The 14,708-nt window shown below is 58.6% G+C and carries 15 protein-coding genes; 7 read left to right on the top strand and 8 right to left on the bottom strand.

The genetic code is table 11. The features are described 5' to 3' along the window. Nucleotides 1-13: 13 nt before the first annotated feature. Nucleotides 14-1,126 (bottom strand): Hint domain-containing protein, encoded by a 1,113-nt coding sequence (locus AC1DFB_RS14915; RefSeq protein ID WP_480707446.1) that lies wholly within the window; start codon nucleotides 1,124-1,126, stop codon nucleotides 14-16. Nucleotides 1,127-1,398: 272 nt separating this feature from the next. On the opposite strand from AC1DFB_RS14915, the gene AC1DFB_RS14910 reads away from it, so the two are divergent. From AC1DFB_RS14910 to AC1DFB_RS14885, 6 genes are read left to right on the top strand one after another with little or no spacing between them, the layout of a single operon-like run. After that, nucleotides 1,399-1,848 carry a c-type cytochrome gene (locus AC1DFB_RS14910; protein ID WP_170398152.1) on the top strand — a complete coding sequence of 150 codons (450 nt, stop codon included), beginning with the start codon at nucleotides 1,399-1,401 and terminating at the stop codon, nucleotides 1,846-1,848. 16 nt (nucleotides 1,849-1,864) lie between these two features. Continuing rightward, entirely contained in the window at nucleotides 1,865-3,232 is a 1,368-nt protein-coding gene (locus tag AC1DFB_RS14905) for a cbb3-type cytochrome c oxidase subunit I (protein ID WP_170398155.1), read from the top strand. A 5-nt stretch (nucleotides 3,233-3,237) separates the two neighbouring features. Continuing rightward, entirely contained in the window at nucleotides 3,238-4,047 is an 810-nt protein-coding gene (locus AC1DFB_RS14900; RefSeq protein WP_170398158.1) for a CbbQ/NirQ/NorQ/GpvN family protein, read from the top strand. 9 nt (nucleotides 4,048-4,056) lie between these two features. After that, entirely contained in the window at nucleotides 4,057-5,979 is a 1,923-nt protein-coding gene (locus AC1DFB_RS14895) for a nitric oxide reductase activation protein NorD (RefSeq protein WP_480921574.1), read from the top strand. Further along, the gene (locus AC1DFB_RS14890) at nucleotides 5,976-6,524 is read left to right on the top strand and encodes a cytochrome c oxidase subunit 3 (protein WP_170514419.1); all 549 of its coding nucleotides are present in this window, start codon (nucleotides 5,976-5,978) and stop codon (nucleotides 6,522-6,524) included. The genes AC1DFB_RS14895 and AC1DFB_RS14890 overlap by 4 nt, the downstream gene beginning before the upstream one ends. Before the next feature lie 5 nt (nucleotides 6,525-6,529). After that, nucleotides 6,530-6,817, top strand: coding sequence for a cytochrome C oxidase subunit IV family protein (locus AC1DFB_RS14885; RefSeq protein WP_480921573.1), 288 nt, complete (start codon nucleotides 6,530-6,532; stop codon nucleotides 6,815-6,817). A gap of 59 nt (nucleotides 6,818-6,876) precedes the next feature. Here the strand turns inward: AC1DFB_RS14885 and hemA are convergent, their stop codons facing one another. Continuing rightward, nucleotides 6,877-8,100 carry a 5-aminolevulinate synthase gene (gene hemA / locus AC1DFB_RS14880; RefSeq protein WP_480921572.1) on the bottom strand — a complete coding sequence of 408 codons (1,224 nt, stop codon included), beginning with the start codon at nucleotides 8,098-8,100 and terminating at the stop codon, nucleotides 6,877-6,879. Between the two features lie 185 nt (nucleotides 8,101-8,285). Here hemA and AC1DFB_RS14875 point away from each other — a divergent pair, with 185 nt between their 5' ends. After that, nucleotides 8,286-8,987, top strand: coding sequence for a Crp/Fnr family transcriptional regulator (locus AC1DFB_RS14875; protein WP_170398170.1), 702 nt, complete (start codon nucleotides 8,286-8,288; stop codon nucleotides 8,985-8,987). 33 nt (nucleotides 8,988-9,020) lie between these two features. Here AC1DFB_RS14875 and AC1DFB_RS14870 read toward each other — a convergent pair whose 3' ends face one another. From AC1DFB_RS14870 to napA, 6 genes are read right to left on the bottom strand one after another with little or no spacing between them, the layout of a single operon-like run. Next, nucleotides 9,021-9,278 (bottom strand): hypothetical protein, encoded by a 258-nt coding sequence (locus AC1DFB_RS14870; protein WP_170408114.1) that lies wholly within the window; start codon nucleotides 9,276-9,278, stop codon nucleotides 9,021-9,023. Between the two features lies 1 nt (nucleotide 9,279). Further along, nucleotides 9,280-9,984 carry a NapC/NirT family cytochrome c gene (locus AC1DFB_RS14865; RefSeq protein WP_170398176.1) on the bottom strand — a complete coding sequence of 235 codons (705 nt, stop codon included), beginning with the start codon at nucleotides 9,982-9,984 and terminating at the stop codon, nucleotides 9,280-9,282. Nucleotides 9,985-10,010: 26 nt separating this feature from the next. Further along, nucleotides 10,011-10,445, bottom strand: a complete 435-nt coding sequence (locus tag AC1DFB_RS14860; protein ID WP_170398181.1) for a nitrate reductase cytochrome c-type subunit — start codon at nucleotides 10,443-10,445, stop codon at nucleotides 10,011-10,013. A gap of 12 nt (nucleotides 10,446-10,457) precedes the next feature. Next, nucleotides 10,458-11,369 carry a quinol dehydrogenase ferredoxin subunit NapH gene (napH, locus tag AC1DFB_RS14855; RefSeq protein ID WP_480921571.1) on the bottom strand — a complete coding sequence of 304 codons (912 nt, stop codon included), beginning with the start codon at nucleotides 11,367-11,369 and terminating at the stop codon, nucleotides 10,458-10,460. Then, nucleotides 11,366-12,184, bottom strand: coding sequence for a ferredoxin-type protein NapG (napG, locus tag AC1DFB_RS14850; protein ID WP_170737076.1), 819 nt, complete (start codon nucleotides 12,182-12,184; stop codon nucleotides 11,366-11,368). Before napG ends, napH begins: the two co-directional genes overlap by 4 nt. 27 nt (nucleotides 12,185-12,211) lie before the next feature. Then, complete coding sequence (napA, locus tag AC1DFB_RS14845) at nucleotides 12,212-14,704, bottom strand: nitrate reductase catalytic subunit NapA (protein ID WP_170398190.1); 2,493 nt, start codon at nucleotides 14,702-14,704, stop codon at nucleotides 12,212-12,214. Between the last annotated feature and the right edge of the window lie 4 nt (nucleotides 14,705-14,708).

Genomic DNA, 14,708 nt, shown 5'->3' with positions numbered 1-14,708 from the left:
AACGGTTTTTAGATCAAGAAGGTCGGAGCAACGCCCTGTCATTCTTAATATGTCGTTGCAGCAAAGTATGGATTTGTCTTCCGCGTTTTGGAATCTGGCGGGCTGCGATTGGTTGATGGTCTGGCAAAGCTAACTCTGGGAAGAGCGCAACAATTTCGGCCAGCGCCTCGGGCTGTATTCCTTTCAAGGCTTGCTTGCCTGTGAATAGGCTTTCTGACGGCGCGCCTTCCGCCAGCACGATCTCATGCCGGTCGAACAGAATATGGAAATACACCACGCCCTGAGCTGTCTCGTCGACGGTTATGCCGGGTATGCCGACCAGCTTATGGGCTGGGACCAGAACCTCCTCGCTGTCGAACATGCGAACGGCGATACTCGAACGGATCAACATGCGATGCTGCGGCGAGACCAACAGATCACGTCGCGGCAGGTTGCTTCCCAGGCTGCCCGCTGCGATTCGGATCGGGCGCAGCTTGGGATTGAGCGCAAATTCAGACCTATCCAGAGCGCGCGCGCCGATCCAGCGAATTGGTTGTGGTCCATGATCCAAGGTGACAACCTTGTCACCAGCGGAAAGCGTTTCTATCGCGACATCACCATCAGGTGTCGCAATAAGCGTTCCGGCTGAGAAACAAGGAACATCAACGATGGAATCGGGGTCAGTCGTGTCCGGTGCGTTGCTCGGTGTAACGTTGACGACGCTCATCGAATACGTCACCCCGGGATCTAGGGGCTCAGAGGTTATGTAGCCAGCGTTGGTTCCTTCAACCTCGACAAGGTACACAGTGATCGTACCACCACTGGGATTCGTCAGAATGTAGGATTCTTCCAGATAGATGTCGCCGCTCAGAAAAGTTGTCGAACCATCAAGGTTTGTTACTGTTCCGGTCTGTGTATCGTCGTCGCCATTTTCGTTGTTGAATCTGTCGCCGTTGAAAACATCCCCGGTATCGGGAACTGGCGGGCCAAAACCATTTCGAATGAAACCACCGGCCTCGTCCTCAACATTGAATACCCTTCGGTCCGTCGCGGGGTCATAGCTTGCGTCCAGGGTGATCGTATCAGGCCCAATTGTATTCACCGTAATGACGCCGGGTGCGTATCCGATGTATGAGTAGTTCGCCATTCTTTAACCACCACGCTTCAGGTGCCATCTAAGCACCTCTATTCACCGATAAATCGAGAACGCTCGCTTCAACTTTTCGAACGTCCGGAAACATGCTGTTCTAAGTACTATTTTTCAAGGCAATCTGAGGGCATTTTAGTGATACTGACGCAATTATGACCACAGGTGTCCAATTCCGCGCTTACTTTGGCATGCTTGACTTTCGTTAAGGCAGCCCTGCGACCCACCCGCCATTGTCATCAGACTAGCTAATCTGCGCAAAGGAGAGCGCAATGCGAGAAGTCATGACAAAGAGCATGGCTCGCAACATATTCTATGGCGGGTCACTGTTCTTCATCCTCATCTTCCTGGCCCTGTCGGCCCACTCGCACTGGTACATCGTCAACTCCGAGAATTCGGCGAAGCTTGATGACAGTGTGGTTCGGGGCAAACATGTCTGGGAAAAACATGCCTGCATCAACTGTCACACGATCCTGGGTGAGGGCGCCTACTACGCGCCGGAAGTCGGGAATGTGATGACCCGCTGGGGTGTGCTGGACGACCCGGAATCGGCCTTTGAAGCGCTCAAGGGCTGGATGGAGGCGCAGCCGACCGGCATTCCCGGTCGTCGGCAGATGCCCAATTTCAACCTCAGCGACGAAGAGATCCGCGATCTGACCAACTTCTTGATCTGGACGGACAACATCGATGCGCAGGGCTGGCCGCCCAACGAGGCAGGCTGAGAAAGGGAACGGAGCAATGAAATACGAATCCCAAAAAATCGCCTACGCCTACTTCGCAGTAGCGATGGCCCTGTTCGCGGTACAGGTAATCGGCGGCCTGCTGGCCGGTTTCATCTATGTATTCCCGAACTTCCTGAGTGAGCTTCTGCCGTTCAATATCGTACGGATGCTGCACACCAACTCTCTGATCGTCTGGCTGCTGCTGGGCTTCTTCGGTGCGGCCTACTTCCTGATCCCCGAAGAGACCGAGCGCGAGATCCATTCGACCAAGCTGGCCTATCTGCAGTTGATTATTCTTGTGGTTGGCACGCTGGGCGTGGTCGTGACCTATGTCTTCAACCTGTTCGAAGGCAACTGGCTGCTGGGCAAAGAGGGGCGCGAGTTCCTTGAACAACCCAAATGGGTCAAGGCGGGCATCGTCGTGGCCGCGCTGATGTTCCTTTACAACGTGTCACTGACCGTTCTGAAGGGCAAGAAGACGGCGATTTCGAGCATCCTTGTTCTGGGCCTCTGGGGTCTGGCGCTGCTGTTCCTGTTTGCTTTCTACAACCCGGGCAACCTGTCCTTGGACAAGCAATACTGGTGGTATGTCGTCCACCTATGGGTCGAAGGCGTATGGGAGCTGATTATGGCCTCGATCCTGGCCTACCTGATGCTGAAGCTAACGGGCGTTGACCGTGAGGTGGTCGAGAAATGGCTCTATGTCATCGTCGCCGCCGCGCTGTTCTCGGGCATCCTTGGGACAGGTCACCACTACTATTGGATCGGTACACCCGGCTATTGGCAGTGGATCGGTTCGATCTTCTCAAGCCTCGAGGTGATCCCGTTCTTCGCGATGATGGCCTTTGCCTTCGTCATGGTCTGGAAGGGCCGTCGTGACCACCCTAACAAGGCTGCTCTGCTGTGGTCACTGGGCTGTGCAACGCTTGCCTTCTTCGGTGCCGGTGTCTGGGGCTTCCTGCACACGCTGCACGGGGTGAACTACTATACCCATGGCACGCAGATCACCGCAGCCCACGGTCACCTGGCTTTCTACGGTGCTTATGTCTGCCTCAACCTGGCGATCTTCAGCTATGCGATGCCGATCCTGAAGAACCGTGATCCCTACAATCAGGTTCTGAACATGGGCTCGTTCTGGCTTATGACCAGCGGCATGGTCTTCATGACCTTCGTCCTGACCTTCGGTGGTACCGTGCAGACTCACATGCAACGTGTGGTCGGTGACTACTTCATGGACGTGCAGGACCAGATCGCGATCTTCTACTGGATGCGTCTTGGCTCTGGTGTGGTCGTGGTCCTTGGTGCGCTGCTGTTCATCTACTCGATCTGGGTGCCCCGGAAAGAGGTGATTGAACCCGGTGCCTCTGAAACCCCGGCGGAGTAATGGATATGGATGGCTCCATGAAATTGAATGAGGGGGCGGCGAACGCCCCCTTCTACCTCGCCCAAAGCGATGAATGCGATGTGTTCACCGCCGCCTACAACAACGACCTGCCGGTTTTGCTGAAAGGTCCAACAGGTTGCGGTAAGACCCGCTTTGTGGCCCATATGGCCGCCAAGCTTGGCCGCCCGCTTTACACCGTGGCCTGCCACGATGACCTCGCCGCCGCCGACCTGATCGGTCGCTACCTTTTGAAGGGCGGCGAAACCGTCTGGGTTGATGGCCCTCTGACTCGTGCGGTGCGCGAAGGCGCGATCTGCTACCTTGATGAGGTGGTCGAAGCCCGCAAGGACGTCACCGTTGTGCTGCACCCGCTGACCGATGACCGGCGCATCCTGCCGATCGACCGCACCGGTGAAGAGCTTGAGGCCGCGCCCGGCTTCATGCTGGTGGCCTCGTACAACCCCGGATACCAGAATATCCTGAAAACCCTGAAACCCTCGACCAGGCAGCGGTTCATCTCGCTGGAATTCGACTTTCCTTCGCCCGAGATGGAGGCCGAAGTCGTCGCGCAAGAAAGCGGTCTGCCGCTTGAACGCTGTAAACCGCTGGTACGCCTTGCAGGTAAGTTGCGCGGGCTTAAGGGTCAGGACCTTGAGGAAGGCGTGTCCACCCGGCTGGTCGTTTATGCCGCGACGCTGATCGCACAGGGCATGTCCACCGACCGCGCCATCCTCGCCGCAATGATCGAACCTCTGACTGATGATGAGGATATCAAACGCGGGCTCCTCGATCTTGTCACGGCTGTCTTTGGGTGAGGCCGGCCGATGGTCAGGATCGATTTTGAGCCATGGGAACCCGAAGAAACGATCGGGAAACTGTGGCACACCCTTGCCAGTCGCCTTGATGCACCTGAAGTGCATGATGGAGCCGCGGTCGACCTCTCAGAGGTCGCAGGGCGGCTGGCAGTCCTCTTTCGAGGACTTGGGGGTAGTCCGGGCGTAGAATTGCGCCCGGTCTCGCCCGAGATTTCGCGCCACCGTCTGGGGTGGCGTCGTCGTCTGGCAACCGAGGCCGAGATGATGCCGCGTGCGTCGTTCGATGGCGAAGTTCTGCGTTTGCCGGATCGGCTGGCGGTGTTTCCCGCGCGTGAAGCCAACGGTGCGCTTTATGTCTGGCTGGCCGCCGCCGCTGCACATGCCGGAACTCGTATCGACGAAGACGACCCGTTGCGCGCCGACCTGCATGCGCTTGTTGCCGCCCGACAGATGGTCGAGGCGGCGTTGCACAACGCCCCCGGCCTGCGCCCGCTATATGCGGAACTGTGTAAGGGCGTGCTGTATCAACGCGACATTTCCGGGCTGCCACCCGTCGAGGCAGCGGTTGAAGAATTGGTCCGCCACATGCTGGGTGACCCCGCGCCTTTGTCGCCAAAGGCTGAACATCTTCTAGCGTTGGATGACGACCTCACTGCCCCGCGCGGCTATCAGCATTTCCGGCCTGTCCCGCTGTGGCCCGAGTTGCGCCCGGTCGGGTTCTCCGAACATAACGAAGTGGAGAACCCCGAAACAGAAGGACCACCTGAGGAATCCGGCGAAAAAACTCACCGTGCCCGCCGCCGCAAATCGGATCAGGCCAACCGCAGCGACAGTTTCATCCTGCACAAGTTCGAAGCGATCCTCAGTTGGGCCGAGTTCCTGAACATCAACCGGCGCATCGACGATGACGATCCTGATAACGCCAAGAAAGCCGCCGATGATCAGGAAGAGATTGGCTTGGGTCAGATCTCGAAGGCGCCGCCGACCAAACTGAAACTTCATCTGGACCTCGCTCCGGAGGACGTGAACCGCGAACGCCTGTCGGGACGGGTTTTGTATCCCGAATGGGACGTGCGCATCGGCCAATACTTGCCCGATCATGTCAACGTTCTGACCTCGGATGCCGAGATTCGCGAAGATGCCGCCGAGTTCGGCAAAGACCCCGCCACTGCCCGCCGCATCCGCGCCGTGAAACGCCAGTTCGAGGCGCTGCGCCCGGGCCGCGTGATGACACGCGGTCATCTGGATGGTGACCAATTGGATATCGAGGCAGCCGTTCGGGCGCAGGTAGACCGTTGTGCCAATGGCGAAGGCACCGAACGCATTTGGATGCAATCGCGCCCCGAGGCGCGCGATCTGGCGGTGTCTATCCTGCTGGATGTCAGCCGCTCGACCGAAAGCGCCGTCACAGGCCGCGCCGTGATCGACATTGAACGCGAGGCTCTTGCGGCACTCGCCTGGGGTTTGAACGCCTGCGGCGACGATTTCGCCATCCACGCCTTCAGCTCGCTGAAACGCCAGCGGGTTTACGTGCAGCGCTGTAAACGCTTCGATGAGCCGATGGGTGGTTTGGTGGAACAGCGCATAGCCTCGCTGCGCCCCGGCCACTATACCCGCCTCGGCGCCGCAATCCGCCATTGTTCCGCCGATCTGGCCTGCCAATCGCGCAAACGCCGGTTGCTGTTGATCATCACTGACGGCAAACCCAACGACCTGGACCATTACGAGGGTCGCCACGGTATCGAAGACACCTGCATGGCCGTGCGCGAGGCGCGTCGGGCAGGGCAATCGGTCTTTGGCGTTACCATCGACAAAACCGGCAAAAGCTGGTTCCCGCGCATGTTCGGTCAAGGCGGCTTCGCCGTCATCCCCGACCCGCACCGGCTGATCATGGCCCTGCCTCAGATCTACCGCCAACTGGTTGGAGCATGAGCGACGCCTCTTTGATCGATGAGCTTCCGGGCGAGCTGCTGATGTGGGTTCTGATCATCTCGGAATTGCTGGTTTTCGGCGCGGGCCTGATTGCCTTTATGGGCGTGCGCCTGACCGACCCGACAGGATTTGCCGAGGCTCAATCGCACCTTTACCGGACAGGGGCGGCGCTCAACACGGTGGTGCTGGTCACCTCGGGCTATCTGGCGGCGCAGGCGCTGAAGTGGCGAAAAATCGCGCGCCGGGGCGTGGCCCGAATGGCCTTGATCACTGCCGCCGCGCTGGGTGTCGTGTTCCTGATCATCAAAGGTGCGGAATACGCGGGCAAAGCTGCACAGGGGATCACCTATGAGACCCACCCATTTTTCCTGTTCTATTATCTGCTGACCGGGTTTCACGCCGCACATGTGTTGGCAGGGGTCGGTATCCTGCTGCTGGTCGCCTGGCGTGACGATCCACGCAACATTGAGGCAGGTGCGCAATTCTGGCACATGGTCGATCTGGTCTGGATCCTGCTTTTCCCCGTGATCTACCTGTTGGGATAATACGGATGCCCGCAGCTTCATCTTTTCCCAAATACTGCCGCCGGAGGCTCCCGAATACGCTCACACGCGCATGGCTCAGCCTTCTGGCGCTCAGCGTTGCATCTGCACTGCTGACTGTGCTGCCCATCCCGCCAGCCGTTCTGGCGGGATGTATTCTGGTCCTCGCACTGGCGAAATGTCGCGTTATCCTGGCTTGTTATCTTGATCTCGTAAGCAGCCCGGCCTGGCTGCGAGGTTTCACCATGGTGCTGACGGGCTTTGCCATCATTGTCTTCGCCCTCTACCTGATCTGACTCAAAAAACGCCGCCTCCGGGGAGACGGCGAAGTATTACGCTAGGGGGCGCTTCTTGGTTACTGGGCTGCCATCGGCATGCGCGCAATCTGACAGCGTTGCCAGAGGGTGGACAGCGCGCCAACCAGATGTTCGATATCCTCATCCGTATGTACCGGAGACGGCGTGATCCGCAGACGCTCGGTCCCTTTTGGAACCGTGGGATAATTGATCGGCTGAATGTAGATGCCGAACTCTTCCAGCAGCGTGTCCGAGATAAACTTGCACTTCACCGGATCGCCAACCATCACCGGGATGATGTGGCTGGGGTTAGGAATATGAGGAATACCTTCCGCATCCAAACGGGCCCGAACCTTCGCTACACGGGCTTTCTGCAGGTCGCGTTCAGCATTCGATTGTTTCAAATGCCGGATCGAGGCCGCGGCCCCGGCGGCAATCGACGGCGGCAGGGCGGTGGTAAAAATAAACCCGCTGGCGAAGCTGCGCACGAAATCGCACAGCGCAGCCGAGGCAGCAATATACCCGCCCACCACACCGAACGCCTTGCCAAGCGTGCCTTCGATCACCGTCAGGCGATCCATAAGGCCTTCTCGTTCAGCGATACCACCGCCGCGTGGCCCATAGAGGCCAACGGCATGAACCTCATCCAGATAGGTCATCGCGCCGTATTTGTCGGCGAGATCGCAAATCTCTTTGATGGGGGCGATGTCACCATCCATCGAATAGACCGACTCGAACGCGATCATCTTCGGCGCATCGGGATCAGCTGCGGCCAGTTTGGCTTCAAGGTCATCCAGATCGTTGTGTTTCCAGATCACCTTCTGCGCCCGCGAGTGGCGGATGCCTTCGATCATCGAGGCATGGTTCAGTGCATCAGAGAATACGATCAGGCCGGGGATTTTCGCGGCGAGAGTGCCAAGGGCTGCCCAATTCGAAACATACCCGGAAGTAAACAGAAGCGCGGCTTCCTTTCCATGCAGATCGGCCAGTTCGGCCTCAAGCAGCACGTGGTCGTGAGTGGTGCCTGATATGTTTCGCGTGCCCCCGGCCCCCGCGCCACAGCGATCCAATGCGTCATGCATTGCATCGATAACAGATGGGTGCTGACCCATGCCGAGATAGTCATTGGAACACCAGATCCGCACATTTCGCTGGACAGATCCATCCGTCTGACGTGCGTTCGGGAAAGAACCACAGCGACGTTGCAAGTCTATGAAAACACGATAGTTCCCTTCATCCCGAAGGTCACTGAGGCTTTGACTGAAATAACGCTCGTAGTCCATGTTACGTGCTCCCCGGAATACTGGCTTTGAGCCGAGAATAGGGCAGCGAACCAAGCCGCAACATGACAATAGTCAAGTTTAGACAACATAAAACTATGGTGCACAACTGCCGGCTCTGGCATAGCGTGGAACAGGGATGGACCGACCGCGCCCATGCGCCGGCAGGAAATAACAGGGGTATTCTCTTGTCTCACGAAGCACAAAAAGCGATCGCACGTCAGTCGCTGCTGCTGCGCAGTTTACCGGAACAGCATGTGGAAACACTGCTGAGTCACGCGATCTGGCGTCAGTATGACCGTGGTGAGACAATATTCCTGCAGGAGGAAAAAGCGCAGGCCATCCACGTCGTGCTTGAGGGTTGGGTCAAGCTGTTCCGCATGACCCCCACCGGGGCCGAAGCCGTCGTGAGCGTCTTCAAACGTGGTGACAGCTTTGGTGAGGCCGTAGCTCTGCGTAACGTTCCCTATCCTGTATCCGCCGAGGCCGTATCGGCTTGTGATGTCATGCATATCCCCAGCCCGATACTGATCTCTTTGATGAGAGAGGACCCTGAGATCGGTATTTCTATTCTGGCCGCGACCTTTACCCATCTTCACTCGTTGGTGGCGCAGCTAGAGCAACTCAAGGCTCAGACCGGAGCGCAACGCGTGGCCGAGTTTTTGTTGAATCTCTGCGACAGCGACAAAGGCGGATGCGAGGTTTTGCTGCCCTACGACAAGATGCTCATCGCAGGCCGTCTGGGGATGAAGCCGGAAAGCCTGAGCCGGGCGTTTTCGCGGCTCAAGGCGGTGGGTGTGAAGATCAACCGCAACCACGCCGAAATCTCGGATATCGCGCTTTTGCGGGACTATGCGGAAAGCGATCCGGCGGAAAACTGGGGACGGTGACCCCGGCATTGCCGCCGGGCCCGACCAACCACTTCAGACGGTTGCGCCCTTGCGGCGAATGGCGGTGCCCAGACTTCCGGCGCAGAGACCAACGATAATTGCGATCAGCAGCGCTATCGTTCCAACGTGGGAAATCTGCCAACCAGCAAAGAGCAGAGGTGCGATCAGGCCAACCAATCCACCCATCAGTGCACCCAACCAGTATTGGCGCGTCATCATTCCCAGTGCCAGACCCAGAATGCCGGGCAGACCCAGTACGTTACCGCCGATGGTTCCAAGTATCTCTAACATCTCAGTCCCCACCTTGTTCCGAGCTTTTGTTCAGGAACGCGCGGATGTCGTCCCCTGATGCTGCAGCGTGTTCCTGGAGAACCTCACCATCTACCTCTTTCGCAATCTTCTCATACGTTTCCAAATAGTTGGGTGGGAGACTGTGTGCGATGCCCTGGTGGCAATCGATGCAGGTCATGCCGGTGTCGATTGCGCGCTGGTGTTCGCTGGCTGCGCGGGTTTCCTGAAGGGTGAAGTCCATATAGTCAAAGTTGTGGCAGTTGCGGCATTCGCGGCTGTCGGATTCCTTCATCTTCTTCCATACGGCCGACGCCATGGAAAGACGATGGTCCTCATACTTCTCTTTCGTGCTGATGGTGCCTGCCAGTTCGTGGTAGACGTCCTTCACGGCCATGATCTTGGCCTTGATCTTGTGGTTCCACTCGTCCGGGACGTGGCAATCGGAACAGATGGCCCGCACGCCGGAATCGTTATTGTAATGGACCGTTTCCCGATATTCGCCCAGATTGGTTTCCATCGTGTGGCAGGATACGCAGAACTCTTCCGTGTTGGTCAATTCCAGTGCCCAGTGGAACCCACCCCAGAACAGGATGCCTGCCAAAAACCCGGCCAGTAGTGTAAAGCCGACGCTGAGGACGGCGATCGGGCTCCAGAACCAGGTCCAGAGGCGCCGGATGAGTCCTTGTTTTTCTTGGGAGTCGGACATGTCGCGCTCTCCTTTTCGACCTGTGTTCAGTTTCCGGAGGAAGGTTCAAAAGTGTTATCGACCAGAGGCAGCGCATCGGCCTGTGGTACGTGGCACTGATTGCAGAAATACCGTGTGCCGGCGATCTGATCCAACTCTCGCCCTTCGCGGTCCAGATAGTGAGTCATCGACAACGTCGGAGCGTTGCGTTCACCAGCCTTGGTCCAGTCATGGCAGGAGAGGCACTGATTGGTGCGCAGGTCGATCTGGTACTGTTCGATCGAATGTGGGATCAGCGGCGGCTGCTGGCGATAATTACGCTGCATTCGGCCTTCGACTGTCCGATGCACCTGATCCAGAACGGCGGGCTCATCGACTTCGGCACCGCGTAGGCTGTTAACTCCGGCAGACTGCGCGAGGGCCAGGCCACCGAGGAGCAGCGGCGGGATCAGGGCAAGGCCCACTAGGATCGGCTTTTTCATCTTCTCACTCCTTCAAAAAGGTCTTGAGGCGCGCGGCTGGGGCGCGGCGGTTGATTCCGGTGGCGCGACGGTCAGGGCGTCGAACCGATGGGTGAATTTGAAAACGTCTTCAGCGCAGACATCGATGCAGCGACCGCAATTGGTGCAGTCGGGCGACAGGATCAGCGGGTTGTCATTGCCTTTCAGCGCCGGAGAGATCACATGGTTTTCCGGGCAAACCGCGTAGCAGTCCATGCAATCGTCACAGGCGTTGCGATTGGCGGCGCTGACCCGCAGCATCGCCTTGCTGCCCACCAGTCCGTAGAATGCGCCTACGGGGCAGACATGGCCGCACCATCCATGGCGCGAGACAAGCAAGTCAAACAGGAAGATCGCGGCGACCATCGCCCAGACGAAGCCCATGCCAAAGATCAACCCGCGATGCAGCATGGTGATCGGGTTGACCAGTTCCCAAGCAATTGCGCCAGTCAGGCCAGAGACGATCAGCACAGTGGCCATGATCCACAGCCGCGTTCCGCGTTTGGGCTGCCAGCCTTTTTGCAGACCCAGCTTGCGGTGCAGCCAGTGCGCGCCGTCGGTTACAGGGTTGATCGGGCAGACCCACGAGCAATAGACGCGGCCTCCGACCAACGCGTAGGTCGCCAGAACGATGACGGCACCAATGGCGGCGGTCAGCTCGGGCCAGTGCCCTGCGATCAGACTTTGCAGCAAGACGAACGGATCGGTCAGGGGCAGTACGCCTAGGGTCAGCGACCCGGCCAGAGTGCCCTGCACGATCCAGATGCCGAACCACGGGCCCAACAGGAACAGTACCAGGAAGAACACTTGGCTGGCGCGGCGCAGCAGCAGGTATTTATGGGCACTCAGCCAACCTTTGGCGGCGATAGCTTCATGCCCCAGCGGCATGTTTGTGCGGACGGTCATTGAGTGACCTCCGGCAATTTGAATCTGGGCTCAAACCCGCCCGGTGCGACAAGGTTATCGGTGCCCGGTCCCGGCAGGCGATCAGGCAAATCGATGATACCTTCGACGACGGGCGCGCCTTTGGCTTCTTTCTCTTCCCAGCCCTTGCGGTAGTGATCGGCGCTGCTGCCCCGAGCCAATCGGGCGGGCAGCACCTTGATCGCCGCTTCGGGCAGAACGCAGCTTTTCTCGCAAACGCCGCAGCCGGTGCAATGATCGGCGTGAACGGTTGGAATGAAGATTGCATGACTGCCCGAGCGGGCGTTGTGTTCGGTCTCCAGCGTAATGGCCTCGTCGATGACGGGGCAGACGCGGTAACAGACATCGCAGCGCAGGCCGAAGAAGTTCAGGCAGTTTTCCTGATCGACCAGAACGGCGACACCCATCTTGGCGTCGTCGATATTGTCCAGGCCGGGGTCCAGCGCCCCGGTCGGGCAGGCAGCGACACAGGGGATGTCGTCACACATTTCGCAAGGGATATCACGGGCGGTGAAATACGGCGTGCCGGTGGCCACCGCATCGACACCCAGCTCGGCCAGTTTCAGCGTGTCATAGGGACACTCTCTCACGCACAGACCACAGCGGATGCAGGCTGACAGAAAGTCTTTTTCCGGCAAGGCACCGGGGGGGCGCAACGCCTCGGCCGGCAACGCCCGTGCGTCCCGCGCCAGCCAGGCCAGCAAGGACCCGGCTGCTACGCAACCACCCGCTGCGCGCGCCGAGTCCTGCAGGAACCGGCGCCGCTGCGGCGAAAGGGGTGTGCCAACACGAGACATGGGGACGACCTTTGCCTTGCCAGCCTTTTACGCGCGCTCGACCTTACAGGCGCATTTCTTGAAGTCGGTCTCTTTCGAGAGCGGGCAGGTCGCGTCCAAAGTCAGCTTGTTTGTCAACTGGCCTTCGTCGAACCATGGCATGAACACCAGGCCACGCGGCACTTTGTTCCGGCCTCGGGTTTCGACCCGGCTGTTAACTTCGCCGCGGCGGGTGGAAAGAACGATCTCCTGCCCGCGGCGCAGACCGCGGTCGCGCGCATCGTCCGGGTGCATGTAGACAACGGCGGCGGGATAGGAGCGGTGCAGTTCGGGCACGCGGCGGGTCATCGAACCTGAATGCCAATGTTCCAGCACACGCCCTGTGCAGAGCCACAGGTTGAATTCCTCATCCGGTACCTCGGGGGCGGGTTCGTATGGCGCGAAGATGATCTTGGCCTTGCCGTCCTTATGGCCATAGAATTTCACGTCTTCGCCTTCAGGCACATACGGATCATAGCCTTCTCGGAAGCGGTACAGTGTTTCCTTACCATCCACGACTGGCCAACGCAGGCCACGCGCCTGGTGGTAGGTTTCGAATGGGGCCAGATCGTGCGCGTGGCCGCGCCCAAACTCGGCATATTCCTCGAACAGGCCCTTTTGCACGTAGTAGCCAAAGTGCTCGGACTCGTCGTTGTCGAATCCTTCTGCGGTCTCTGACAGCGGGAACTTGTCGATCGTGCCATTGGCGAACAGCACGTCATACATGGTCTTACCACGATGTTCTGGCATGGTCGCCAGCAGTTCCTCGCCCCAAACCTCTTCAACGGTGAAGCGTTTGGAGAACTCCATCAACTGCCACAGATCGGACTTCGCTTCGCCCGGCGCTTTGACCTGTTGCCGCCAGAATTGGGTGCGACGCTCGGCGTTGCCATAGGCGCCTTCCTTCTCGACCCACATGGCGGTAGGCAGGATCAGGTCAGCCGACAGGGCTGTTACAGTAGGATAGGGATCGGAGACGGCAATGAAGTTCTCCGGGTTGCGATAGCCGGGATAGCCTTCTTCGTTGATATTGGGCGCGGCCTGCATGTTGTTGGTGCACTGCACCCAATAGGCATTCAGATCGCCGTCCTTCAGCTTGCGGTGCTGTAAAACGGCGTGGAACCCGGGTTTGGGTGGGATGGTGCCCGCAGGAATTTTCCACGCGGTCTCGCAAATCTCGCGGTGTTTGTCGTTTGCCACAACCATATCAGCCGGCAGACGGTGAGCGAAGGTTCCGACCTCACGTGCCGTACCACAGGCCGAAGGTTGACCGGTCAGCGAGAAGGGCGAGTTTCCGGGTTCGGAAATCTTACCCACCAGCAGGTGCACATTGTACATCAGCGAGTTCACCCACGATCCGCGAGTGTGCTGGTTGAAGCCCATGGTCCACAGGCTCATCACCTTGCGGTTGGGGTCGGCATATTGCTGGGCCAGACGCTCAAGCTGAGCGGCAGGAACACCGGAGAGTTCCGATGTGTATTCCAGCGTGTATTCCGATACCGCTTCGGCATATTCTTCGAAGCTGATCGGCTCCATCTTGCCAGAGTTTGGATTCTCTGCCTCTTCCTGCAGCGGGTTGTTATCGCGCAGTCCATAGCCAATATCGGTGGCGGTCTTGGTGATGTTGACGTGTTTGTTGACGAACTCTTCGTTCACCGCGCCGTTCTGGATAATGTAGTTGGCGATATAGTTCAGGATCGCCAGATCGGTCTGCGGCGCAAAGACCATTCCATTGTCGGCCAACTCGAACGAGCGGTGTTCATAGGTCGACAGTACATGCACTTCGGATCCCGGTTTGGTCAGACGCGTGTCGGTCAGGCGTGACCACAGAATCGGGTGCATCTCGGCCATGTTCGAGCCCCAGAGCACGAATGTGTCTGCGTGCTCGAAATCGTCATAGCAGCCCATTGGTTCATCAATGCCGAAGGTGCGCATGAAGCCGACAACCGCCGAGGCCATACAATGGCGCGCGTTGGGGTCGATGTTGTTGGATCGGAAACCGGCTTTCATCATCTTGGCAGCAGCGTAGCCCTCCCAAACGGTCCACTGGCCCGAACCGAACATGCCGACACTGGTCGGGCCTTTCTTGGCAAGGGCCTCTTTCCACTTGGCAGCCATGACGTCGAAGGCTTCGTCCCAGCTGACGGGTTCGAACTCACCATTCTTGTCATATTCGCCGTTGGTTTTGCGCAGCATCGGCGTGGTCAGGCGGTCTTTGCCGTACATGATCTTGGACAGGAAATAGCCCTTGATACAGTTCAGACCGCGGTTCACCGGCGCATCCGGGTCGCCTTGCGTGGCGACCACGCGCCCGTCTTTGGTGCCAACCAGAACCGAGCATCCGGTGCCGCAGAACCGGCAGGCGGCTTTGTCCCAACGGATATCAGGGTTGCCGACCTGAGCGCTGGCTTGTCCGGTCGCAAGGGGAAGTCCTGCGGCTGATGCTGTCGCAGCGGCGGCGGTTGATTTCAAAAAGGTCCGGCGGGATTCAGAGATGGTCATGACA

The sequence above is a fragment of the Ruegeria sp. S84 genome, from assembly GCF_056583445.1.
Note: the sequence above shows the minus strand (reverse complement) of the source record. Positions and strands in the feature narration are given on the sequence as shown.